The organism is Sinorhizobium sp. CB7 (assembly GCF_041357635.1).
GTDB lineage: Bacteria > Pseudomonadota > Alphaproteobacteria > Rhizobiales > Rhizobiaceae > Rhizobium.
Map to the genome: position 1 here is coordinate 351,807 of NZ_JAULLL010000005.1, position 21,569 is coordinate 373,375.

23 protein-coding genes are annotated in these 21,569 nt (G+C 59.6%); 10 read left to right on the forward strand and 13 right to left on the reverse strand.

The window, feature by feature from the left end; genetic code table 11:
* Positions 1 to 22: 22 nt before the first annotated feature.
* Positions 23 to 982: a S1C family serine protease gene (locus AAE029_RS12395; protein WP_371073141.1), complete on the reverse strand. Its 960-nt coding sequence runs from the start codon at positions 980 to 982 to the stop codon at positions 23 to 25.
* A gap of 131 nt (positions 983 to 1,113) precedes the next feature.
* Entirely contained in the window at positions 1,114 to 1,596 is a 483-nt protein-coding gene (locus tag AAE029_RS12400; RefSeq protein ID WP_371073142.1) for a VOC family protein, read from the reverse strand.
* A 250-nt stretch (positions 1,597 to 1,846) separates the two neighbouring features.
* On the opposite strand from AAE029_RS12400, the gene AAE029_RS12405 reads away from it, so the two are divergent.
* The 5 genes from AAE029_RS12405 to AAE029_RS12425 all read left to right on the forward strand — a co-directional run bounded on the left by AAE029_RS12405 (position 1,847) and on the right by AAE029_RS12425 (position 5,606).
* Positions 1,847 to 2,614 (forward strand): nucleotidyltransferase domain-containing protein, encoded by a 768-nt coding sequence (locus tag AAE029_RS12405; RefSeq protein WP_371073143.1) that lies wholly within the window; start codon positions 1,847 to 1,849, stop codon positions 2,612 to 2,614.
* Between the two features lie 82 nt (positions 2,615 to 2,696).
* Entirely contained in the window at positions 2,697 to 3,203 is a 507-nt protein-coding gene (locus AAE029_RS12410) for an N-acetyltransferase family protein (RefSeq protein ID WP_371073144.1), read from the forward strand.
* 75 nt (positions 3,204 to 3,278) lie between these two features.
* The gene (locus AAE029_RS12415; RefSeq protein WP_371073145.1) at positions 3,279 to 3,812 is read left to right on the forward strand and encodes a 2'-5' RNA ligase family protein; all 534 of its coding nucleotides are present in this window, start codon (positions 3,279 to 3,281) and stop codon (positions 3,810 to 3,812) included.
* A 253-nt stretch (positions 3,813 to 4,065) separates the two neighbouring features.
* The gene (locus AAE029_RS12420; RefSeq protein WP_371073146.1) at positions 4,066 to 4,887 is read left to right on the forward strand and encodes a nucleotidyltransferase family protein; all 822 of its coding nucleotides are present in this window, start codon (positions 4,066 to 4,068) and stop codon (positions 4,885 to 4,887) included.
* Positions 4,887 to 5,606, forward strand: coding sequence for a metallophosphoesterase (locus tag AAE029_RS12425; RefSeq protein ID WP_371073147.1), 720 nt, complete (start codon positions 4,887 to 4,889; stop codon positions 5,604 to 5,606). Before AAE029_RS12420 ends, AAE029_RS12425 begins: the two co-directional genes overlap by 1 nt.
* Here AAE029_RS12425 and AAE029_RS12430 read toward each other — a convergent pair.
* Positions 5,601 to 6,347, reverse strand: coding sequence for an endonuclease/exonuclease/phosphatase family protein (locus AAE029_RS12430; RefSeq protein WP_371073148.1), 747 nt, complete (start codon positions 6,345 to 6,347; stop codon positions 5,601 to 5,603). The two genes, AAE029_RS12425 and AAE029_RS12430, sit on opposite strands and share 6 nt — an antisense overlap.
* A 71-nt stretch (positions 6,348 to 6,418) precedes the next feature.
* On the opposite strand from AAE029_RS12430, the gene AAE029_RS12435 reads away from it, so the two are divergent.
* Positions 6,419 to 7,384: a lysylphosphatidylglycerol synthase domain-containing protein gene (locus AAE029_RS12435; protein ID WP_371073149.1), complete on the forward strand. Its 966-nt coding sequence runs from the start codon at positions 6,419 to 6,421 to the stop codon at positions 7,382 to 7,384.
* On the opposite strand, the gene AAE029_RS12440 is transcribed toward AAE029_RS12435, so the two are convergent.
* The 6 genes from AAE029_RS12440 to AAE029_RS12465 form a co-directional block, all read right to left on the reverse strand.
* Complete coding sequence (locus AAE029_RS12440) at positions 7,381 to 8,733, reverse strand: phospholipase D-like domain-containing protein (protein WP_371073150.1); 1,353 nt, start codon at positions 8,731 to 8,733, stop codon at positions 7,381 to 7,383. The two genes, AAE029_RS12435 and AAE029_RS12440, sit on opposite strands and share 4 nt — an antisense overlap.
* Positions 8,734 to 8,993: 260 nt before the next feature.
* Positions 8,994 to 9,719 (reverse strand): ribonuclease activity regulator RraA, encoded by a 726-nt coding sequence (locus AAE029_RS12445; protein ID WP_371073151.1) that lies wholly within the window; start codon positions 9,717 to 9,719, stop codon positions 8,994 to 8,996.
* Positions 9,720 to 9,736: 17 nt separating this feature from the next.
* Positions 9,737 to 11,473, reverse strand: coding sequence for an L-arabinonate dehydratase (araD, locus tag AAE029_RS12450; RefSeq protein ID WP_371073152.1), 1,737 nt, complete (start codon positions 11,471 to 11,473; stop codon positions 9,737 to 9,739).
* A gap of 59 nt (positions 11,474 to 11,532) precedes the next feature.
* Positions 11,533 to 12,396, reverse strand: a complete 864-nt coding sequence (locus tag AAE029_RS12455) for an ABC transporter permease (RefSeq protein ID WP_371073153.1) — start codon at positions 12,394 to 12,396, stop codon at positions 11,533 to 11,535.
* Between the two features lie 3 nt (positions 12,397 to 12,399).
* The gene (locus tag AAE029_RS12460) at positions 12,400 to 13,215 is read right to left on the reverse strand and encodes an ABC transporter ATP-binding protein (protein WP_371073154.1); all 816 of its coding nucleotides are present in this window, start codon (positions 13,213 to 13,215) and stop codon (positions 12,400 to 12,402) included.
* Positions 13,216 to 13,268: 53 nt separating this feature from the next.
* Complete coding sequence (locus tag AAE029_RS12465; RefSeq protein WP_371073176.1) at positions 13,269 to 14,231, reverse strand: ABC transporter substrate-binding protein; 963 nt, start codon at positions 14,229 to 14,231, stop codon at positions 13,269 to 13,271.
* Positions 14,232 to 14,404: 173 nt separating this feature from the next.
* Between AAE029_RS12465 and AAE029_RS12470 the strand changes: the two genes are divergently transcribed.
* A complete protein-coding gene (locus AAE029_RS12470) occupies positions 14,405 to 15,097 on the forward strand; it encodes a GntR family transcriptional regulator (RefSeq protein ID WP_371073155.1) in 693 nt (230 codons plus the stop codon).
* Between the two features lie 114 nt (positions 15,098 to 15,211).
* Here the strand turns inward: AAE029_RS12470 and AAE029_RS12475 are convergent, their stop codons facing one another.
* The 3 genes from AAE029_RS12475 to AAE029_RS12485 form a co-directional block, all read right to left on the reverse strand.
* Complete coding sequence (locus AAE029_RS12475) at positions 15,212 to 16,045, reverse strand: SMP-30/gluconolactonase/LRE family protein (protein WP_371073156.1); 834 nt, start codon at positions 16,043 to 16,045, stop codon at positions 15,212 to 15,214.
* Positions 16,046 to 16,053: 8 nt separating this feature from the next.
* The gene (locus tag AAE029_RS12480) at positions 16,054 to 17,415 is read right to left on the reverse strand and encodes an MFS transporter (protein WP_371073157.1); all 1,362 of its coding nucleotides are present in this window, start codon (positions 17,413 to 17,415) and stop codon (positions 16,054 to 16,056) included.
* A 116-nt stretch (positions 17,416 to 17,531) separates the two neighbouring features.
* The gene (locus AAE029_RS12485) at positions 17,532 to 18,536 is read right to left on the reverse strand and encodes an MBL fold metallo-hydrolase (RefSeq protein ID WP_371073158.1); all 1,005 of its coding nucleotides are present in this window, start codon (positions 18,534 to 18,536) and stop codon (positions 17,532 to 17,534) included.
* 238 nt (positions 18,537 to 18,774) lie between these two features.
* Between AAE029_RS12485 and AAE029_RS12490 the strand changes: the two genes are divergently transcribed.
* Positions 18,775 to 19,173 carry a hypothetical protein gene (locus tag AAE029_RS12490; protein ID WP_371073159.1) on the forward strand — a complete coding sequence of 133 codons (399 nt, stop codon included), beginning with the start codon at positions 18,775 to 18,777 and terminating at the stop codon, positions 19,171 to 19,173.
* 75 nt (positions 19,174 to 19,248) lie between these two features.
* Here AAE029_RS12490 and AAE029_RS12495 read toward each other — a convergent pair whose 3' ends face one another.
* Positions 19,249 to 19,479, reverse strand: a complete 231-nt coding sequence (locus tag AAE029_RS12495) for a hypothetical protein (protein WP_371073160.1) — start codon at positions 19,477 to 19,479, stop codon at positions 19,249 to 19,251.
* A 383-nt stretch (positions 19,480 to 19,862) separates the two neighbouring features.
* On the opposite strand from AAE029_RS12495, the gene AAE029_RS12500 reads away from it, so the two are divergent.
* Positions 19,863 to 20,324 (forward strand): YbhB/YbcL family Raf kinase inhibitor-like protein, encoded by a 462-nt coding sequence (locus AAE029_RS12500; protein ID WP_371073161.1) that lies wholly within the window; start codon positions 19,863 to 19,865, stop codon positions 20,322 to 20,324.
* A 224-nt stretch (positions 20,325 to 20,548) separates the two neighbouring features.
* Positions 20,549 to 21,325, forward strand: coding sequence for an alpha/beta fold hydrolase (locus AAE029_RS12505; RefSeq protein WP_371073162.1), 777 nt, complete (start codon positions 20,549 to 20,551; stop codon positions 21,323 to 21,325).
* Positions 21,326 to 21,569 lie beyond the last annotated feature (244 nt).

The following is a 21,569-nucleotide window of genomic DNA, read 5'->3' on the forward strand; positions in this document are numbered from 1 at the left end:
AAACCGACCGCTCGTCGCCAGCTCAGTTCGGTCGTGCGGCCGGTACGAGCTTGCGGGTGACGACGTGCGAATCCAGATCGTAGACCGAGATCGCGGTCTCGACGCCTATTCTATGGCCGTCGAGCAGACGGATAAGATCGTCGACGCCGGCGACCGGCTGCGTGTCGATCGCAAGGATCAAATCACCTTCCTTCAGGCCGGCACGATCGGCAGGACTGCCGGGATCCACCCTTCGCACACGCACGGTGGTTTCATGGATCATGCCTGCCAGATGTGCGACCCGGCGGGGCAGCACGATCGTATCCGCCGCAATACCGATGAAGGCGCGGCGAACCTGACCGAAGCGCAGGATCTCCGATACGACGAAATTTGCGGTGTTGGAGGCGACAGCAAATGCGATGCCTTGCGCGCCGCGAATGACGGCGGTGTTGACGCCGACCACCTCACCCGATGCGGAGACCAGCGGGCCGCCCGAGTTGCCCGGATTGAGCGAGGCATCCGTCTGCACGACATCGTCGATGAGACGTCCTGTCGCCGATCGCATCGAGCGGCCCAAAGCCGAAACGACGCCCGCCGTCACCGACCAGTCGAAGCCGAGCGGATTTCCGATTGCCACCGCGATATGGCCTCGTCGCAATTTCTTTGAATCTCCGAGGCGGGCCCAGGCCTGGACATCGACGTCGGCTCGTATGAGCGCGATATCGGTGTCGGGGTCACGGCCCAAAACGGTCCCGTGACCGACGGAACCATTCGCGCTCTTGATGCGAACGCTCCGGGCATCTTCCACGACGTGGTGATTGGTAATGATCAGGCCATCAGGCGAAATGGCAAAGCCTGAGCCGTGACCGGCTCTGCCGCCAACGCGCTCGATGCGGCTGACAGCGGGGCCAACGCGGTCGACCGCGGCAGATACCGTCTCCGAATAGGCATCTAGCAGATCGGCATCCTGAGGTATGAGGGGTTCTTTATCGATATATCCCATCGCAGCGCTCCTGAAGACGCTCGCCCGGGAATGGGGGGAGCAGAGAGAGCAGATGTGGTGAGCGCGATCGGACAAAACAAGCATTGTTGGCCGGCCCGTTGCAAGGCCGGCTTCGCTGCATCCATGGACGGTCAACCCTTGCCGTGAAAGGCGTCTTGGATCACTGCGATGTCGAGCTTGACCATACCGAGCATGGCTTCGGTCGCGCGCCTGGCGCGATCGCGATCGGGGTCGGCAATCATGTCGCCCAGGACGCGCGGCACGATCTGCCAGGACAGGCCCCAGCGATCCTTCAGCCAGCCACATGCCTCCGCCGTGCCGCCATTTTCGATGAAGCCGTCCCAAATACGGTCGATCTCTTTCTGACTGTCGCATTCGACCTGGATCGAGAAGGAGTGATTGAACTGAGCCAGAGGGGTGGCTTCCAGCGCGGTGAAATCCCGACCGCCGAGCGTGAACTCGATGATCTTGACGCTATCGGGTGGTCCGCTCGGCGTCTCTGCGGGTAGGGTCGTTTGGCGAATGATGGCGGAATCTGGAATTATCGACACGTAAAACTCGACGGCTTGGCGCGCTTCCTGCGCAAACCAAAGGTGGGTGGCAATCTCCGGCATGGAACGATCTCCTTCACATAGCTGGGCCAACTTTGAACAGCCGTAGGACGTTCCAATTTCGTCGGTGCCGACACGCGGCATCAAATTTAGCATCGTCGAGCGTTGCCGATCTAACGCATCATACTTAGCGGTTCAGCTTTGATGGAATCGCAGAACCGCTTGTTTTGCTTTCACGCAATTCCGAACGGAAAACCGCTTCACACTTTCCCTGGATTTGCTTTAGCTTATGCAATTATCAGTGGAGGAATTCATGGGCGGGCATCGGAGCGAAGACGTTGTGGCTATTGCGCGGCGTGTGCTGGCGTCGCGTTTTCCGGGAGCGCTTTGCGCCTTTGTCGCCGGGTCCATTCTGCGGGGCCAGGGCACCGTCGCCTCGGATATCGATCTCGTCGTCGTCTTCGACCGCGTCGAGACCGGTTGGCGCGAATTCTTCAGCGAATCCGGTTTCCCTGTAGAAGCCTTCGTGCACGATCCGGAAACGCTCGGCTGGTTCATCGACACGGATGCGAAATCCGGTTTCCCGATCATCGTCGATATGGTGGCCTCGGGTCATGTGATCGGATCCGATCTCTGGTGCGCAGATGCCCTCAAAGCCCATGCGGCGAAGATTCTGGCCGCTGGTCCGGCACCGCTTGCGCCGCCGCAGTTGAATGCGCTGCGATATGTCATCACCGATCTGGTCGATGATCTGCGTGGCGAGCGCTCGTCGTCCGAGCTGCGCGCGATAGCGGCACGGCTCTTTCAGCCTTTGGCCGATCTTGCATTGCTCGGCCGTAACCAATGGTCCGGCAAGGGCAAGTGGATTCCGCGCCTCCTGGAAAAGCTCGACGATTTCCTGGCAAGGAATTTCGACGAGGCCTTCCGGCTGGCGATGGAGGGAAACCCGGCGACACTCATCGCCTTTGCCGAAACGGAACTGGCACGTCACGGCGGGCCTTATTTCGCCGGGGATAGACGTGAAGCCCCTGCTGAGGCGCGTCTTGCCTCGATACGGGGCGAATTGGGCTTAAGGCGATGACGAACGAAGTGGCCGATGTTGACAGGAAGGTGGCTTTCGGCGGTAAAATTCCACAATTCAGCGTTGAAAGGCTTTCGAGAAGATGAGTGTTGTTTCCGACATTGCAATCGTGCCGATCGCCCCCGAGCATATCGAGAGCTTTCACCGTGCTCTCGATACCGTTGCGCGCGAGAAGAAATATCTCAGCATGCTTGAGGCCACGCCCTTGCCGCAGACGCGCGAGTTCGTGCTGGGCATGATCAGGAAGGGCAATCCTCAGCTCGTTGCGCTGGCGGACGGCGAGGTCGTCGGCTGGTGCGACGTCAGCCGGCACTTCTTTCCATCTCATGCCCATCGCGGTAGCCTCGGCATGGGTATCATACCCGCCTATCGTGGGCAGGGCCTGGGACGGCGCCTTATCGAAGCGACCTTGAAGCAGGCCCGTGAATCGGGTTTCTCCCGCGTCGAACTCGATGTCTATACCGACAATGCCCGCGCGATCGCTCTCTACGAAAGGGTCGGCTTTGTCAGGGAAGGGCTCGTTCGCGACGCCGCCTGCATCGATGGCCGATATTTCGACGCCATCAGCATGGCGGTCATCTACAGGTAGGAACTGTGGCCGGGTTGGAGCATGACCCGTTGTTACCGCGCGCCGCCAATTGATATCTGAAGTGGGACCGCCCTCATGCCGTATGCCATAAGCATCAAATGCTTGAACGACACGGCGTTGCCGGTCGTGGAGCTTTGGCGGGAAGCCGCCGAATTCGAAGAAGTTCCGTCAATGGAGGCTCTGAACTATCCCCCGCATATGACGCTGGCGGTCTATGACGACATCGAACCGGATCGGCTTATCGGCGCATTTCGCAGGGCTTTTCATGGTGGTTCGGCAATATCGATTGCCTTTTCCGGAATTTGTTCCTTTCGAAACGACTTCCTCGTCCTGTGGCTGCGTCCCGTCTCGGACGAGCCATTACGTCAGATTCATGCTGTGCTTCATGCCGAGATCGAGCCTACTTTATGCCATGAGTACTATCGTCCGGGTAGTTGGGTGCCGCATTGCACGATCGCAATGAGAATTCCTCATGCGGTCTCCGAGCAAGCAATCAGATGGGCTGATGAAAGACGGGCTGAATTCTCGGTCACGTTCAATGCTGCGGATTGTCTGTGGTTTCATCCGGTAGAGATCATGAGCGAGATCCTGCTCGCTCAACGACCCTAGAGCCGGCATGTATTCGCCGTCGCAATAGAGCACCTACACCAAAATCGCTGTAACGCTTTGAATTTCCAGAAAGTTGTATCCTTTCGCCCGCCAGCGAATTGAGCCTTGGCGGATATGCGTCAGGAACTGCCAGGCATGTCGAGGCGATCGCATACATAGCAGCCGCCTCATCGTTGGCGCCATGGAAGCGACAGTGGGAACATACAACGTGTCTGCGTGTTGAGAATATCAAGTCTGTTGAAAAGGATGGAAGATGAACGATTCGATAGGCGCAACGAGCGGGCAGGACGGCTCATCCCTCATGCGGGCGAAAGCGGTCCCCACTCTGATTGATCCCGATGCCGAACCGTTCGTCGTCGAGGCGGTGCATGCGCTCGTGGAATCAAAAATCCCGTTTCTCATCGGGGGAACCTATGCCGTCAGCGCCTATACCGGCATCTCCCGGCCGACGAAGGATTTCGACATCTTCTGCAAGGCCGGTGACTATGCGCGGATCCTGGCTTACTTCAAGAACAATGGGTATGCGGTGGAGATCGAGGATGAGCGCTGGCTGGGCAAGGTGCTCAAGGGAAAACACTTCTTCGATGTGATCTTCGCCTCGTTCAACGGTACGATGCCGGTCGGCGACGATTGGTTCGACGATGCCCGTCAGATCGAGATGTGCGGCCATCCCGTGTGGATCGTGAGCCCGACGGAGCTGATCTGGTCGAAAGCCTTCGTGCAGCTGCGCCATCGCTACGATGGCGCTGATATCGCCCATGTCATCCTCAAGGCGCATGAGAAGATCGATTGGCGCAAGCTACTCGGATATCTGGAAGTGCATTGGGAGGTACTGCTGATCCACCTGCTGAACTTCCGGTGGATCTACCCGAGTGAGCGCGACAAGGTTCCGCAGTGGCTGATGGACGAACTCCTCGATCGCCTCGGCGCCCAGCGGGAACTTCCGTTGCCGCAAATGAAGATCTGCCGTGGCCGCATGTATTCGCGTGCCGAATTCGAGATCGACGTAAGAGAATGGGGTTTTGCGGATGTCGGCGGCGAGGGCGAGCTACGTGGACAAGAGGAGCAGAAGTGATGAGCGACCCGGAGAAGCTGAAGATTGCAGCCGTCGCGGACCTCCATGTCAAGGAGGACGGAAACCAGTCCTATAAGGAGCTGTTTTCCGAAATCTCCTCGGTCGCAAACGTCATGGTCATCGCAGGCGACCTGACGGATCTGGGCAAGCCGAAGGAAGCGGAACTGCTCGCCGCTGATTTGCGCAGTTGCACCGTGCCCGTGGTGGCAGTCCTCGGCAATCATGACTACGAAAGCGGCTTCGTCGACGATGTCTGCAGCATCCTGACGAATGCGGGCGTCAAGCTGTTGAATGGAAAGGCCGTCGAGATCGATGGAGTTGGCTTTGTCGGCGTGAAGGGCTTTGCGGGCGGCTTCGGGCGCTATATGCTCGGCTCCTTTGGTGAGCCTGCCATAAAGGCCATGGTCGCCGAAAGCGTAGAGGAATCGATGCGCCTCGAAAACGCCATGCGCCAGGTCAGTGCCAGCCGCTCTCTCGTCGTCCTCCACTATGCGCCCATAGCGGAAACCGTCTCCGGTGAACCGGCGGAGATCTACCCATTCCTCGGTTCCTCGCGGCTTGCCGAAACCATCGACCGTTTCAAGGTCGATGCGGTTGTGCACGGCCACGCCCATCGCGGCACTTACGAGGGACGAACCCCGGGGGGCGCGCCCGTCTACAACGTGGCCACCCATGTCGAAAAGCCGACGGGCAAGGCTTACGCGCTGCTCGAACTATGAACGGCCTCGATCCGGCAGCGTTATTTCGGCCAGAAGAGGAAGATGATCGGAACTCAAGCGCGTCAACCGGTTCTGAAGTACGGTTGACCTTTCAACCGATATGTCTTTCGTGACGAAGATGTGGTCGAGGCGCATCAATGGATAGCGCGAGGGAAACGTCGGCCTTGGCGCGGATCCACCGGCGACCTGGGCGTCTTGCAGAAAACGCACCGCAAGCCGATAGGCGGCGGAGGTGGGAATAGCATTGAAGTCGCCGCAAAGTACCGTCGACATTCCATCTTCCGCCGACGCACCGAGCCAGCCGGGGCCAAGCAGGGTCGTCATCTGCTGCATACGTTCGCGGCCGCGTAAGCCAAGATGCGTGTTGATGACCCGCAATCTTGTCGATCCAAGCGAGATTGCAGCCGAAATCGCCCCACGGAGCTCGCCCAAGGAAGGCAGTACGCCGGCCTTGACCGTCTCGGTCGGGAGAGCAGTCAAAATGGCATCGCCATATCGTTCCTCGGCAATGGTCAGCGTGGGATGGAAATGCGCCTCCATCTGAACAAGCGAGGCTATCAGATGCGCCTGATCCACCCCATCCGTCCGGCGTCGTCCAACGTCGACTTCCTGCAACGCGACGATGTCAGGTTCGGCTTGCGCAATCACATTTGCAATGCGGCCTGGGTCGAGCTTTCGATCCGTGCCGATACAGCTGTGGACGTTGTAGGTCAGGATCTTGATCGACTTAGTATCAGACATGACGATCGGGGAACCCGAAAGTCCTCAGATCGTTCCACCACGGTCCGTTCGCCAATTTTGCAGAAGGTTTGATGACGCTGAAACGCCTGTTCGGGAACGTGGTTCTGGTTCTTGCCCTTTGCCTGGCGGGATATCTGCTCTATCGCGTGTTCCGTCCATACAGTGTCTCCGAAATTGTCCAATCGGTGCGAAGCATACCGATTTCAAGATTCTGTCTGGCGCTTCTCTTTGCCGCGGCCTCCTATTTCTGCCTTACACTCTTCGATTTTCTTGCCATACGCTCCCTCGGCAGACGTCTCCCTTACAGGAAGGTTGCCCTTGCCTCTTTCGTGAGCCTTTCGCTCGGCCATAACATCGGCTTTGCAGGATTGAGCAGCGGCGCTTTCCGCTACCGTTATTACACGCGCTGGGGCCTCCGCCTCGAGGAGGTCGCGAAGATAGTCCTTTTTTGCGGCATCACGGTCGGGCTTGGTCTGATTACGCTCGGCGGGTTGGCGCTTCTGATCAACCCCGAGGATGCAATCCATCTCCTTGGTCTGAACCGGAGCCTGGTCTTCATGGGAGGGTTTGCCGCTCTCGCCGTTCCCGTCGTCTATGCCATGCTGGCGATCTTCGTACGGGGAAGGCTGCGCCTATGGCGCTGGACATTCCGGATGCCGATACTTTGGATCGCCGTGGGGCAGGTTCTTGTCGGGACCGTGAACTTCATGTTGGTATCGGCCTGCCTGCACCAGCTGCTCTCCGCGGCTGGTTCCATTGGATATTTCCGCTCCGTCACAGCCTTCGTGCTGGCCAATTCGGCCATTCTTGCCACGCACGTTCCTGGCGGTCTCGGCGTCCTGGAGGCGACCGTCTCCTATGTCCTGCCCGAAGCGGCATCAATCGGAGCCTTGATCGCATTTCGCTGTGTTTATTTCTTCATTCCTCTTTTGCTGGGAATCAGCCTGCTGCTTTTCAGCGAGCTTAAATTGCGCCTTTCTTCGGCGTCCGTGAAAGACGGGGTAGAGACTGAAAATGGCAAAACCCAACGGGTCTAATCCCGAGGGCGGACGAGAGGATCGACAAGTGCCGTCCCGAGAATGGGGCCAGTCGCCGTCGACGTCATGTCAACCTCGAACTCACGCAATCCCTGCGATCCTTTGTTCAGGTTTTCCATCGTCCGGATCAAGGAACCTGTCTGCGCCAGCGATCGGCTGACGACATCGGTGCCGCATCCGAGATATTCGACCAGGAGCGATTCCAGCAAGGCTGCGATCGCATCGCGTTGATCCGGGCGATTGGCATCGAACAGGATGTCGCATTCAGTGTCCAAACCTTCCGACCGATGGTTGAGGTTTGAAGATCCGATGCGCAAGAGACGATCATCGGCCAAAAGAAGCTTGGAATGAATGAGAACCGCCCGTTCGCCGTCACTTGACGGCACCACAGGATAATAGATCCGCAGCCGATCATATCTGTCGGCGAGTTTGAGTTGTCCAATCAGCCGATCGCGATTACCGCCCATGACGATTTTCTCGATCAGGCCGTGGGAATTGTGGGTCACGACGATAACGATCTCCGGTCCATCCTTTTCCTTCAGGCGTGCTGCAAGCGCCTGCCCGATGCCAAATGAGGCCAGATATTGCGTTTCGATGTACAAATGACGTTTTGCTTCGGCGATCACCTTTTTTGTCATCGCAACACCGCCACTCACCCCTCGTTGCCGCCTGCTTGGGGGCTCGGTCAGCGCAAGCCGCACAGGGCAATCAACAAGAGAGGGTTCAATGCCTGCTGGCCAGATGGCCCGCGAATTCCCGACAGGTTCATGGTTTTCATCGGTTGCCTCTGCCCAGCGCCGTCGCGCAACATCGCCGATCAATTTTGCGGCATGACCCGAGACCATGGCCTGTACATCATGGATAGGATCATAGGGTACACCGTCAGGATCCTGCCGGTGATCATCATCCGCCCGATGCTTCGAACTGTCCCAACGCCGCGATGTCAGATCCATGCCGCCGATGAAGGCAATGGCATCGTCGATGCAGACCAGCTTTTGGTGGTGGCAGCCCCGAATGGCATGTTGCAGATCAAAACGCAGGAAGATTCGAGGATGTCGCATGGGGTTCCTTCCCAGCAACAGCCGAAGTGACTTCTGCGAATAGATCGGGCCAAGCGCCCAGATCAGAATGCGCACTTCCAGATCAGGATTTGCTTCTGCCAATGATTGAAGCAGTTGCCCCAGCGTTTCGCTGGATTCCTCCGGCCTCAAAAGAGTGTCCGGATTGAAGTCCCAGCCGACAATCCAGACAGTTCGCCGTGCGCTTCTAAGCGCGTGGTCAAGAGCGGCGAAATAGCCGCTTCCGTTGCGAAGAAAGGCGGTCTTTGCCGAAGTTCCAGTCAGCGGCATAGCGCCTGGCTGCTCCGTGCGACGTCCTTCGGTAGAGAAACTATGATCTTTCCGCCCTTGATTGGACCGTATTTGCTTCGCGCGGTCGAAACCTATTTCGAATGCAGCCATCAGATAGCCTTTTCATCTGAACTGCTTCACAAACGTCTGGACTCATTGGCGGTTCCCGCAATGGTCACGTCGCAGTGTCGGCTATCTATGGCTGCTCTCGTCGATGCCGGAGATTTGAAGTGATCCCGCCGCGGCCAGGGTGCCTCTTTCTAACGGCCGTTCTTCTTCCGCCATTCCGCAAAGGCTTTCCGAGGCTCATCGCTCGTTGCCGGATAGAGACCGATGATGGTCGCGCCGTTCAGCACCTGTTCCGTGACGAAGTCCTCGTAGGCGGTCATCTCGACAGTCTCGTCCGCGATCTCATCGGCAAGATGGGCGGGGACGATGATTACGCCTTCATTGTCTCCGACGACGACGTCGCCTGGAAAAACGGCGACATCGCCGCAGCCGATCGGCACGTTCATCTCGATTGCCTGATGGAGCGTCAGGTTCGTCGGCGCCGAGGGGCGATTGTGATAGCTCGGAATATCGAGATTGGCGATCTCGGGGCTATCGCGAAAGCCGCCATCGGTGACGACGCCGGCGACGCCGCGGACCTGCAGGCGCGAGATCAGGATCGATCCGGCGGAAGCTGCGCGTGCATCCTTGCGACTGTCCATGACGAGAACGGCGCCCGGCGGGCATCTTTCGACGGCGGCGCGTTGCGGATGTTCGGGGTTGCGGAAGACTTCGAGCGTGTTCAGGTCCTCGCGCGCCGGAATGTAGCGCAGGGTGAAGGCCTGGCCGACCATGTTCGCCTTTTTCGGCGACAGCGGTCGCACGTCCTGGATGAACTGATTGCGCAGGCCCCGCTTGAAGAGAGCGGTGGCGATCGTCGGCGTCGCGACCCCCATCAGCTTGTCGCGCGTTTCCCTGCTCAGCACGTAGTTGCTCATGATCCAATCCTTTATGATCAGTAGATGTCCGGCTCGGGAGCGGAAGGGCCGAACCCGGTTTTCAGAAAATCGAAATCGCAGCCGGTATCGGCCTGGGTGACATGGCGGGCAAACATCCAGCCATAACCACGTCCGGCCTTTTCAGCCGGCTTGACCCAGGCGGCGCGGCGGCGCTCCAGCTCGTCCTCGTCGACGAGCATGTCGATGCGCCGGGCCTCGAGATCGAGGCGGACGATGTCGCCGTTGCGCAGCAATGCGAGCGGGCCGCCGACATGGGCTTCCGGCGAAACATGCAGGACGCAGGCGCCGTAGCTCGTACCGCTCATGCGCGCGTCGGAAAGGCGCAGCATGTCGCGGTAGCCCTTCTTCAGCAGCGCCTTCGGCATGGGCAGCATGCCCCATTCCGGCATGCCCGGCCCGCCTTGCGGCCCGGCACCGCGCAGCACCATCACATGGTCGGGCGTGATGTCGAGACTCTCGTCGTCGACGGCGGCCTTCATCTCGGGATAGCTGTCGAAGACGAGCGCCGGGCCCTGGTGCTTGTGAAAACGCGGGTCGCAGGCGGCAGGCTTGATGACTGCTCCCGTCGGCGCGAGATTTCCCTTGAGAACCGCAAGCGATCCCTCGTGATAGATCGGGTTATCCAGCGAGCGGATGACGTCGTCATTATAGCATTTCGCGCCCTGCAGCGTTTCCCCGAGGGTAACGCCTGAGACGGTTAGTGCGGAGAGATCGAGCTTGGAGGAGAGCTTCGCCATCAGGGCGCGCAGGCCGCCGGCGTAATAGAAATCCTCCATGAGATAGGTCTTGCCGGTCGGACGGATGTTGGCGAGAACGGGCGTGCTGCGTCCGGCGCGGTCCAGATCTTCAAGCGTCAGATCGATACCGGCACGGCGCGCCATGGCAAGCAGATGGACGACGGCATTCGTCGAACAGCCGGTCGCCATCGCGACAGCAACGGCATTGCGGACGGCAGCTTCGGTCACGATCTTGGAGGGAACCAGATCCTCCCAGACCATCTCGACGATGCGCCGGCCGACCGCCGAGGACATGCGGATATGGTTGGAGTCGGCGGCCGGGATCGAGCTTGCGCCGGGGAGCGTCAGGCCCATCGCCTCGGCGATCGCCGTCATGGTGCTTGCCGTTCCCATCGTCATGCAGTGCCCATAGGAACGGGCAATACCGGCCTCGACCTCGACCCATTCGGCCTCGGAGATCGTGCCGGCCCGGCGCTCGTCCCAGAACTTCCAGGAGTCCGAGCCGGAGCCCAGATATTCGCCGCGATAGTTTCCGCGCAGCATTGGCCCGGCCGGCAGGTAGATCATCGGGATGCCCATGCTGAGCGCACCCATGACGAGCCCGGGGGTGGTCTTGTCGCAGCCGCCCATCAGGACGGCGCCGTCGACCGGATGCGACCGCAGCAGTTCCTCCGCCTCCATGGCCAGCATGTTGCGGTAGAGCATGGTCGTCGGCTTGACGTAGCTTTCGGAAAGCGACAGCGCCGGCAGCTCGAGCGGGAAGCCGCCCATCTGGAATATGCCGCGTTTCACGTCTTCGACACGATGCTTGAAATGCGCGTGGCAGGGATTGGCATCCGACCATGTGTTGAGGATTGCGATGACGGGCTTGCCCGCCCATTCCTCCGGCGCATAACCCATCTGCATGGTGCGGGAACGGTGGCCGGAACTTCTGAGGTCGTCAGGCGCAAACCATCTGGCGCTGCGCAAATCGGTCGGGCTCTTCCTGGCATTCATATTCGTGTGATCCTGTATTCAATATCCAACTGGTGAAACGAGAAAGGCAGGTCGACACGTCATTCCTTCATGCCCCATTTCAGCAGTGTCCGGCGCTCTATCGTCTGGAAGATGAGATTTTCCACGATCAGGCCGATGATGATGACCGTCAGCAGGCCGGCGAAGACCGAGGGAATATCGAGTAGGTTCCGGTTCTCAAAGATGAACCAGCCGAGGCCGCCCTGGCCGGAGGAGACGCCGAAGACGAGCTCTGCGGCGATCAAGGTGCGCCAGGAGAAGGCCCAGCCGATCTTCAGGCCGGTCAGGATCGAGGGAAAGGCGGCGGGTACCAGGATGCGCAGCACATAGGAAAGGCCGGTCAGCCCGTAATTCGCCCCGACCATGCGCAAGGTCCGGGATACGCCGAGGAAGCCGGCATGGGTGTTGAGAGCGACCGCCCAGAGGACGGAATGCACCAGCACGAAGACGAGGCTGGCCGGTCCAAGTCCGAACCAGATGAGCGCCAGCGGCAGCAAAGAGATCGCCGGCAGCGGATTGAACATCGCCGTCATGGTTTCGAGGAAATCGGTGCCGATGCGGGTGTTGATGGCGACGATCGTCAGCAGAGCGGCGAGCACCGTACCGGTCACGTAACCCGTCACGAGAATCTTGAGCGTGGTCCAGATGCGTGACGGCAGTACGCCATCGGCGAAACGGTCGTAGAGGGCGGTCAGGGTATCGCTCAGCGTCGGGAAGAGCAGCGGATTGTCGAGGTGGCGCGCATAGGCTTCCCAGATGATGGCAAGCACGACGATGAGCATCGATTTACGGAAGGCGCCCGATTGCCAGAGCAGCTCGGCGGCGCCGAGTTTCTGCTCGACGGAGGCGATATTGCCGACGGGTTCTGTGCTTTCGGCAGCGAGAATGATCTGCGGGGCGGCCATGGCTTACTCCCTGTGTCCGGCTTCGGCAAACAGCATGTGGTGGATTTCCTGCTCGAGCTTGGCGGCGGCCGCAGGATCGTTGCGCACGGTCTCGACGTCGCGAACTTCCGCCTTTACCCGGCCGGGGTGCGGCGAAAGCAGCAGGATGCGGTTGGAAATCTTGATGGCCTCGGCGATCGAATGGGTAACGAAGATCACGGTGAAGCGGGTATCTTCCCAAAGCTGCAGCAATTCATCCTGCATCTGCCGCCGGGTCAGGGCATCGAGCGCAGCAAAGGGCTCGTCCATCAGCAGGATGTCCGGCTGCATCGCCATGCCGCGGGCGATTGCGACACGCTGCTTCATGCCGCCCGAGAGCATGTGCGGATAGGTGTCGACGGCGCGGGTCAGCTTGACTTTTTCGATATAGTCGCGGGCGATCGCCTCAGCTTCCGCGCGCGGCAGACGACGGGCCGTCGTCAGGGGAAACATCACGTTCTCAAGCACGGTCTTCCAGGGCAGAAGCTGGTCGAATTCCTGGAAGACCATCATCCGGTCGGCGCCGGGTCTTTTCACCGGACGCCCCTTGATCTCTATGCTGCCGGCGGCGGGTGTCAGATAGCCGCCGATCGCTTTCAAGAGTGTCGACTTCCCACAGCCGGATGGGCCGAGAAGCACGAAGCGATCGGATTGCGCCACCGAGAAGCTGACACCTTCCGTCGCCGTGATCAGCAGGTTCGGCGTCTTATAGCGAAGCGTCACCTTGTTGACGTTCAGAAGCGGGATGGCTGCGGCGGCGTTTGCGGTAGTCGCCGCGGCCGGAATTGTCGCCTGAAGCATAGAGTCTCCTCCAAAGAATGCAGGAAGGGCGGCGCGTTCACCGCCCTTGCAGCTTAGTTGCCGTTCAGATCCGCCGCTTCCGGCAGGTAATAATCGGTCCAGGCCTTGGGCATCGTCTTCAGCGTGCCGATCTTGTGGAGATGTTCGGCGAATTTCATCGTGCCCTGCGGGTCCATGCGGAATTCCATCATGTGCGGCTGGTTCAGGATCGCCAGCAGATCGTCGACGCTGGTCTTGTCGCCGGAAACGGTCTTATAGGCCTCGACCGCGGTCTTCGGATCCTTCTTGATGACGTCGATGGCTTCGGCTGTCGCTTCCCGGATCGCCTTGATGACGGTGGGATTGGCCTCGGCGAATTGTGTGGTCGTGAAGAACGTACCCTGAGTGAGCTCACCGCCAAGGATGTCGCGCGAATTGACCACCTCGTGAACGCCCGGCTGCTTCAGCTCCAGATACTGGAAGGGCGGGGCGGAGAAATGGTTCTTCACCTCATGGCTTTCGTTGGCGATCGCCGCCATCGCATCCGGATGACCAAGCTGCACCGTGTTGGCGTCGAACTTGTGGACCTGGTCGTCGCCATACATCTTTGCGGCCGCCATCTGCAGCAGGATCGCCTGGGTCGAGACGCCGACCGTCGGCACCGCAATCTTGTCGGTCGGCTGAATGTCCTTCAGCGACTTGATGCGGGGATCGCGCGAAACCATGATGACCGGTTGCGCAGAATTGGTGACGATACCCTTGACCCTGCCTTTGGTCCGATCCCAGAGCAGCAGAAGGTTGCCCGTGCCGGTGTTGACGATATCGACGCTGCCGGCAAGAAGCGCATCGGTCTGGGCGCCGCCACCGCTGAAGGTGCGCCATTCGACGGTGACGCCGGGCAGGCCATCGGCCTCCGCGTGTTTCTCGATCAGCTTCTGCGTCTCCATGACATGGCTGACAAGATACAGAATACCCGGCTGGCGGGTGATCGAAATATCGGTCTTTTCGCCGGCATTCGCAGAAATGCCTGCGAACATGAGGCCGAGAGCGGCCAGGCCGCCCAGAATTGCTTTCATCACTTCCTCCCTGAAATTCGTCGTGTCACCCGAAAAAGCAGCGACATGCGACACTAAAGCACTAATGTATCAGTGCATCAAGCCCTAAATTGTGTTTAAAGGGATCAAACGCTTCGGACAGGATGGTGACGCGCGTGAAAGTAAACCCCAAAGATTTCGCCCTGGATCGCTCACGGCAGGTCGCGCCGCAGATTCTCGAAATTCTCCGATCGCGCATTCTTTCCATGAACCTGCCTCCGACGACGGTGCTGTCGCGAATCTCGCTGCAGAGCGAATTCAATGTCAGCCAGACGCCGGTGCGCGATGCCCTGATCCGTCTGGAGGAAGAAGGGCTGGTCGAGGTCTATCCGCAATATGCGACGGTCGTCGCAAGGATTGACATCGATCATGCAATACAAGCTCATTTCCTGCGCCTTTCGATCGAGTTGGAGGCGATCCGGCGGCTGACCAAGGACACCCCGCAGGAAACGGCAGCGGCGCTGGAGGAGATCGTGCTGCGGCAGGAGCGGGTGATGTCGCCGGAAACTTACGATCTCTTCGATTCGCTCGACAAGGATTTTCACCGCACGCTGTTCGAACGCGCAGGCATCCTCGGCCTCTGGTCGACAGTGCGCCGCCAGAGCGTCCACCTCGACCGCCTTCGCCGGCTGAACCTGCCGATGCCTGGCAAGATGCAGAACGTTCTTTCCGACCACCACGCCATCATCGAGGCCGTGCGCTCCGGCGATCCGGAAAAGGCGACCAACGCCATGCGCAAGCACTTGTCGGGAACCCTTTCGATCATTGACCTCATCTGCGAGCAATATCCTGACTACGTCAGCCGGTGATCGGCCGGCCTTGCGGCAGTCTTAGAGCGCTTCGTCGAATCGCAGAACTGCTCTAACCCCTTGTTTTACGCAATTCCGAACGGAAAACCGCTTCGCACTTTTCCTGGAATTGCTCTAGGAAAGAATGCCGCGCAGAAGATACCCGGATGGATGGCTTTCGCCGTCCGGCGCGGTTCGCCGCGTTGTGACGAAGGCCGTACGCGGACGCGATCCTGTTATGACGAGCTTTGTCGGATGCGTGACGGGAAGCTTGAGCGGCTCCAGCATCTCTCCTGAAGGGGCAAAGCGCAGGATCTCCGAGCCGCTGACGCCGGCAATCCAGTAGACGCCGTCCTCATCGACAAAGGCACCGTCCGGACGGCCCTCGACATCATGCGTCGTCGCGAAGAGGCGGCGATTGGACGGTCTTCCCGTCGCGACGTCATAATCACAGACCCAGATGGTCTGCACCGAAGGATGGGAGTCGGAGAAATACATGCGGCCGCGGTCGGCATCGAATGCCAGGCCGTTCGGCGTCCAGAAGCCTTCGAAAATACGGCGGTGCCTGAAGTCGGATTCGATGCAGAAGATCGCGCCGGTGGGCTCGGCGATCGAGCGATGCATGGTGCCCGCCCAGAGGCGACCCACAGGATCGAGAGCACCGTCGTTGAAACGAATGTCGGTTCTTGCTTCCGGTGCGCAAACCCGATCGAACCGGCCGATCGCCGGGTCGAACAGGAAAATGCCGGTCGCAAGCCCCGTCACCAGCTTTCCGTCCGATCGCAAAGCGACACAGCCCACGGGCTCGGGCGCCTGCCAGTATTCCGTCTTGCCGGTTGCCGCGTCCGTCCGCAACAGCCGGCGGCCGTCGGTGTCAACCCACCAGATACAATTGCCGCTCTCCGACCAGACCGGGCTTTCGCCGAGATGGCCCCATTGGTCGGAGAACACGTCGAATGCCAGAGTCATTTGCTTCCCTATGCCCGGCCGCGCGCCGTCACACCGTCGCCGGATGTCAGGCCGCTGACCAGGTCTTTCCAGCGTCCGAGACGCGGCGCCGTTTCCGGGAGAGCGGCGGTGCAGGCAATGGTGATCATGCAGCCGAGCACGATATAGCCCGCCAATGCCCAAGGCGCACCATTGGCGACCTCAAGCAGCCACCCGGCGGCGAGCGTGCCGACCGAGCCGATGAGGGCACCGATCTGCTGGATGAAGGAGACACCGCTTGCCCGGACCGGCGTAGGGAAGAACTCCGAATAGAAGGCGGCCTGCGGGGCATACATCGCGGCATGACCAAGCGCCAGCGCCGCAGCCAGGCCGATCCAGATATAGTCGTCCAGCCGATAGTAGATCAGCGCGAAGGCCGGAAAAGTCGCCAGGAGCACACTGGTTGCGCCAAAGATATAGACCGGCTTGCGCCCGACCTTGTCGGAAAGCATGCCGAAGAGCGGCAGGGCGATCAACTCCAGCACGATCGCGACGAGCGAGGCCGATGTCATGGCGGGACGGGAGACACCGCGGCTTGTCGCATAGGCGGTGACGAGCACCGCAAAGCTCGTGAATGCGACGCTTTCGGCGAATTTGCTGCCGCAGCCGAGGACGAGGAAGCGCGGATATTTGCGCAGGATTTCCGCGAGCGGATGCGGATCTTCGGCGCGACGCTTGCGCATTTCGAGGAAGAGAGGCGATTCGGTGAGCTGCAGGCGGATATACATGCCGATGCCGACCAGCACGATGCTGAGCAGGAAGGGAATGCGCCAGCCCCAGCTCAGGAAAGCGTCTTCCGGCAGGAGCGTCGTCAGTGCGGCGAAGATGCCGAGCGGCAGGATGAAGCCCGCCGGCGCGCCCATCTGCACCCATGAGCCGAAGAAGCCACGCTTCTTCGGCGGCGCGTGCTCGCACATGATCAAGATCGCGTTGCCCTGCTCGCCGCCGATGCCGAAGCCGTGCAGCATGCGGATGAAGAGAAGGATGAGCGGTGCGGCGATGCCGATGTTTTCATAGGTTGGCATGAGGCCGATGATGAAAGTGGCAATGCCGACGATCAGAAGCGTGGTCACCAGCGCGCTCTTGCGGCCGTAGCGATCGCCGAGATAGCCGAATAACAGGCCGCCGATCGGGCGAAAGAAAAAGCCGGCGGCATAGGTGGCGAGCGCCACGAGCGAGCCGACGAGAGGGTCGAAACTCGGGAAAAAGAGCTTGTTGAATACGAGCGCAGAGGCGGTCGCATAGATGAAGAAGTCGTACCACTCGACTGTGGTGCCGATACAGGAGGCGATCGCCACCTTTCGCATCATGGCGGAATCGTCCGCCGATTGGATTCCCGCAGCGCTCATCATTTCCTCCCATACATGCCGAACTGAGCAGGTCATGGCAGACTAAAGCACTAATGCATCAATATATCAATCCTCTGCTTTGGTGGAAGCTAGAGCGAGTAGGTCGGATTGGCGGCCGTTCACGGTGGATTACGGCTCTCGGCGAAGGCAGATCGGAATTCGGCTTGAAGAATTTCCTCGCGTCCAAGATAGCGCGGCGAGAAATGAAAGGGTGTCGCGCGTGCCACGCCTGCCGCGGCCGCGATCGAACCGGCCTGGCCAGCGGTCAGATGATGTTTTGCGGCGGCCAGTCGACGATCTTCCTCAGTGAAGACGGCCTCGATAAAGAAATGATCGGCGCCCCTCGCAAGCGCCGTGACCTTTTTGACATTCTCTTCGGTAAAGGCGAGATCGGTCGCATAGGCAATCCGTTGCCCGCGGGCGGAGACGAGGGCGCCAGAAGACTGCAGCGTGGAGAGCCGAACTTTTCCGTGGCCGGGAATGTCGATTTCGGCCTCCCCGGCGCGCTGCCCGCGGAGAGCGCGTTTTGCTTCGGTCAGCCAGGGGCCGACAGGCAATCCGAGCTCGTCGAGGCGCGCCTTATGGACATTGAGCCGCAATCCTTCCTGAAAGGCAAAGGCGAGACAGGGGATGCCGTGCCCGAGCTCGACCGCCTCGATGCGAAATTGCCCATCATCGAAAAGGATGTTGGATCGATCGGCTGCTATCGGCAAAGCTTCGCGCTTGAAGGCCTTTCGTGTGGAGAAAGAGCAGCATGCGACAGCGCCGCCGGCGCTCCAGTCTGTCGCGCGGATGACGAATTCCGGGTTCTTCTCATCGAGAAGGTTCCAGACGTAGCCGTGCAGCTTCGCGTCGATCGCGTCGCCGAGGCCTGGCGGGCCATGGATCGAAACAGCTGCACGCTGATGCAAAAACACCCGCAGCAAGCGATCGAAGCCGATGAAGTGATCGAGATGCATATGTGACACGAAGACATGCCGCGCTTTCAGGATTTCCTTGGTCGTCAGGGGCGAGAGGTCTCCAAGGTCGAAGAGGATCGCTTCCCGCCCGAATCTGAAATTGAGGAAAAGGCCGGGATCTCCAAAATCCGGATTGATCAGTCTCGGTTCCACGAGGCCCGACAAAGGGCAAACTCCTTCGCTAGATCACGATATGGCTGGTTTGCCCATATAGGGGAGCCCGCGGACATGGCGACGGTCTGACGTTTGGTTAAGAGCGGCAAAGTTTGGTGACGGAACAAAAAAACCGGCTCTCAGTTGCCTCTATATCCGGAGTTTGAAACTGCCGAAGCAGGATCTCCGTATAGGGGCGGAAAGGCCTAGATCGAGGCCGCTCGAAGCGATTCCAAACCAGGAGGAGCAAATGTCCATTATCGCAACCACCGAGGAATTCCGGCCGCCGTTCCTGTCGCCACGCAATCGCCTGCGCGCGCTGAGGAATGTCACGGATCGCAAGTTAACCGTATTGATCTTTGCCGATCTCCCCAATGAAATTGCCGGCAAGCAGGAGGCGATCCTGAAGCGGCAACGCGATCTCATGTGTCAGAGCGATATCGCCGTGCTCACGATCCGCGATAACATCGTAACGCCGCTTTGCGGCGCGAGCGGCGGCGGCGATGCCAGAGAGTTGCGGGTGGGGTTCGGCGTCAACGACATCCGCTCCTTTGCCTTGATGCTCATCGGTCCAGACGGGGAAACCCTCCTGAGTTCGGCAACGCCACTTGAGGCGGAAGACATTCTTACAGCCGTCAGATCGGTCTAAGATCGTGGCGCGCATAGACGCGCTGCTTGACGTTTGTGCCGGGCCCGAGCCCGGCATCGTCCCGGCTATCGCGGCTCAGAGCGCCGGCACGAATTTCCAGAATACGCCTTCGGAGCGCTCGGGATAATATTTGAACTCGCATTCGAACCTGCGCCCATAGGCTTGGGCCGCAGCCAGGCATTGCTTGCTGACAGGATTCATCCCGGTGCCCGGTGCAAACCAATCCTCGAGCAGATCCTCGGGTATATAGGCACCGATCCGCAGCGGCAGGCTGCGCAGCACGGTATCCATTTCTTCAGGCGTCATCGTCTTCTCCATCTCCTCGAAGTCAATCACGAGAGGCGCACGCCGTTCCAGCAATTCATGCGCTGGCTGCGCCACTCACTTGCCCGGCAGGGTGTCCCCGGTAGGCAGGAATCTAGAGCGGTCAAGCAAGTCATCGAGAGTGCCTATGGAACATTGATGTGAGCAAAAGATGCGGGCAGAGAGCCTGAGGTACCAAAACCGGCGAGGAGAGCCGGAACGTCGAAGCCCCAGCAACGTTTTCAGGAGGAGGAGAGCGATCGCCGCCAAAGCCAGGACATGGCGAGAAAAGGCGGGTGAGGAGGTGACAGGTCTTCATTTCACCCCGGGGAAACTCCACGGGACACAGTGTGTCCGATTCCCACCAGCACAAAAGGAGAAGGACCATGGCACTGACCTTGATGAGTACAGGATTTACACAAGACAATCCGATTCCCAAAAAATATGCTCGCTCCGGCGAGAACATGTTTCCGCCGCTTAAATGGAGCGGCGCTCCAGAAGGAACCAGAAGCTTTGCACTGATTGTCGAAGACCCAGACGCTCCGAGCGGCACTTTCCGCCATTGCGGGATCGCCAATATTCCTGCCGATTGGAGCCAATTATCGGAAAGCGCCGATACCGGGCCTGGAAATGCGCCTCGTTTCTATAGGAACGACTTTGGAAATGCCCGATATGATGGTCCCCAACCGCCTCGGGGCCACGGTCCGCATCACTATATTTTCCGCCTTGCCGCTCTTGACGTTCCGAGCCTTGCGGTTCCTGCGAACGCCGGGATTGCACGAATGTGGGATGAAGCGCGCAAACATGTGCTGGCGGAGGCGAGCGTGACGGGTACCTATGAGACCTGAGTGATAAACGGGATGGAGAGATCCGGCGGCCGCCTGTCGTGACGCAGGCCGCTGCCGCATGGGCGTCTGTTGCATCACGCGGGGCTCACCGGCTGTTCAAATTTAGTTGTGCACAATTTAATTGGAGAGCGATTGACAATCGTTATTTTTAGAAACATAAACATCGTGCACAATGAATTATCAAGATAATTGAATGTGGAAATTTTCTGAAGAAAGGAACTCACATGAGGAATTTCGTTGCAGGATTGGCTGTTGCGGCCGCCTTGATGGCGGGTTCAGCGGCTTACGCTCAGTCCGAAAAGCCGACCGTCGTGCTCGTGCATGGCGCCTTCGCGGACGGCTCGAGCTGGAATGGCGTCGTCAATATCCTCGAAAAGGATGGTTATCCGGTTGTGGCTGCGGCCAATCCGCTGCGCAGCGTCAAGGGCGATGCGGATTATGTCGCGAGCATTCTTTCGGGGATCAAGTCGCCTGTCGTGCTCGTCGGTCATTCCTATGGCGGATCGGTCATCAGCGAAGCGGCCTATGGCAAGACTAATGTCAAGGCACTGGTCTACGTCGCGGCCTTTGCGCCGGAGGCCGGTGAAAGCGCGGTAGCGCTCTCGGGCAAGTTCCCGGGCAGCACGCTCGCTCCGACCCTTGCCGCACCCGTACCGCTGCCCGGCGGCGGCAACGATCTCTATATTCAGCAGGACAAGTTCCACGATCAGTTTGCCGCCGATGTGCCGGAAGCGGATGCGAAGCTGATGGCCGCCACGCAGCGCCCGATTGCAGACGCGGCATTGGGTGAAGCATCGACCGAGCCCGCCTGGAAGACCATCCCGTCCTGGTTCGTCTATGGCGACAAGGACAAGAACATCCCGCCGCAGGCGCTGCAATTCATGGCCGAGCGGGCGCATTCCAAGCAGACCGTCGTCGTCAAGGGAGCGTCCCATGTCGTGATGGTGTCCAATCCCGAGACAGTCGCAAAGCTGATCGAAACCGCGGCCGAGGCGAAATAGCCGAAATTAGATCCGGATGATTTCAGGCCGAATCGGCCTGAAATCTGAATTCCGTTCTAGTTGTGAACTCTCAGGAGGTTGTCCGTGCTGATCGGTGAGGCGGGATTTCCGTGAGGGGTGGCATGCAGGGCAATCCCGCCAATCCACGATCTCATTGTTGGTTGTTTGACGCCGCCGTTGCCCACCTTTCCTCATTCCTGTGCCTGTCACAGGAATCCAGCAGCGCCGTGTCCACGGCGCGGGA

Excerpts from the sequence above, each read along its gene's own strand:
- AAE029_RS12395 (WP_371073141.1), bottom strand. The coding sequence starts at position 982 with ATGGGATATATCGATAAAGAACCCCTCATACCTCAGGATGCCGATCTG.
- AAE029_RS12400 (WP_371073142.1), bottom strand. The coding sequence starts at position 1,596 with ATGCCGGAGATTGCCACCCACCTTTGGTTTGCGCAGGAAGCGCGCCAA.
- AAE029_RS12405 (WP_371073143.1), top strand. The coding sequence starts at position 1,847 with ATGGGCGGGCATCGGAGCGAAGACGTTGTGGCTATTGCGCGGCGTGTG.
- AAE029_RS12410 (WP_371073144.1), top strand. The coding sequence starts at position 2,697 with ATGAGTGTTGTTTCCGACATTGCAATCGTGCCGATCGCCCCCGAGCAT.
- AAE029_RS12415 (WP_371073145.1), top strand. The coding sequence starts at position 3,279 with ATGCCGTATGCCATAAGCATCAAATGCTTGAACGACACGGCGTTGCCG.
- AAE029_RS12420 (WP_371073146.1), top strand. The coding sequence starts at position 4,066 with ATGAACGATTCGATAGGCGCAACGAGCGGGCAGGACGGCTCATCCCTC.
- AAE029_RS12425 (WP_371073147.1), top strand. The coding sequence starts at position 4,887 with ATGAGCGACCCGGAGAAGCTGAAGATTGCAGCCGTCGCGGACCTCCAT.
- AAE029_RS12430 (WP_371073148.1), bottom strand. The coding sequence starts at position 6,347 with ATGTCTGATACTAAGTCGATCAAGATCCTGACCTACAACGTCCACAGC.
- AAE029_RS12435 (WP_371073149.1), top strand. The coding sequence starts at position 6,419 with ATGACGCTGAAACGCCTGTTCGGGAACGTGGTTCTGGTTCTTGCCCTT.
- AAE029_RS12440 (WP_371073150.1), bottom strand. The coding sequence starts at position 8,733 with ATGCCGCTGACTGGAACTTCGGCAAAGACCGCCTTTCTTCGCAACGGA.
- AAE029_RS12445 (WP_371073151.1), bottom strand. The coding sequence starts at position 9,719 with ATGAGCAACTACGTGCTGAGCAGGGAAACGCGCGACAAGCTGATGGGG.
- araD (WP_371073152.1), bottom strand. The coding sequence starts at position 11,473 with ATGAATGCCAGGAAGAGCCCGACCGATTTGCGCAGCGCCAGATGGTTT.
- AAE029_RS12455 (WP_371073153.1), bottom strand. The coding sequence starts at position 12,396 with ATGGCCGCCCCGCAGATCATTCTCGCTGCCGAAAGCACAGAACCCGTC.
- AAE029_RS12460 (WP_371073154.1), bottom strand. The coding sequence starts at position 13,215 with ATGCTTCAGGCGACAATTCCGGCCGCGGCGACTACCGCAAACGCCGCC.
- AAE029_RS12465 (WP_371073176.1), bottom strand. The coding sequence starts at position 14,231 with ATGTTCGCAGGCATTTCTGCGAATGCCGGCGAAAAGACCGATATTTCG.
- AAE029_RS12475 (WP_371073156.1), bottom strand. The coding sequence starts at position 16,045 with ATGACTCTGGCATTCGACGTGTTCTCCGACCAATGGGGCCATCTCGGC.
- AAE029_RS12480 (WP_371073157.1), bottom strand. The coding sequence starts at position 17,415 with ATGATGAGCGCTGCGGGAATCCAATCGGCGGACGATTCCGCCATGATG.
- AAE029_RS12490 (WP_371073159.1), top strand. The coding sequence starts at position 18,775 with ATGTCCATTATCGCAACCACCGAGGAATTCCGGCCGCCGTTCCTGTCG.
- AAE029_RS12495 (WP_371073160.1), bottom strand. The coding sequence starts at position 19,479 with ATGACGCCTGAAGAAATGGATACCGTGCTGCGCAGCCTGCCGCTGCGG.
- AAE029_RS12500 (WP_371073161.1), top strand. The coding sequence starts at position 19,863 with ATGGCACTGACCTTGATGAGTACAGGATTTACACAAGACAATCCGATT.
- AAE029_RS12505 (WP_371073162.1), top strand. The coding sequence starts at position 20,549 with ATGAGGAATTTCGTTGCAGGATTGGCTGTTGCGGCCGCCTTGATGGCG.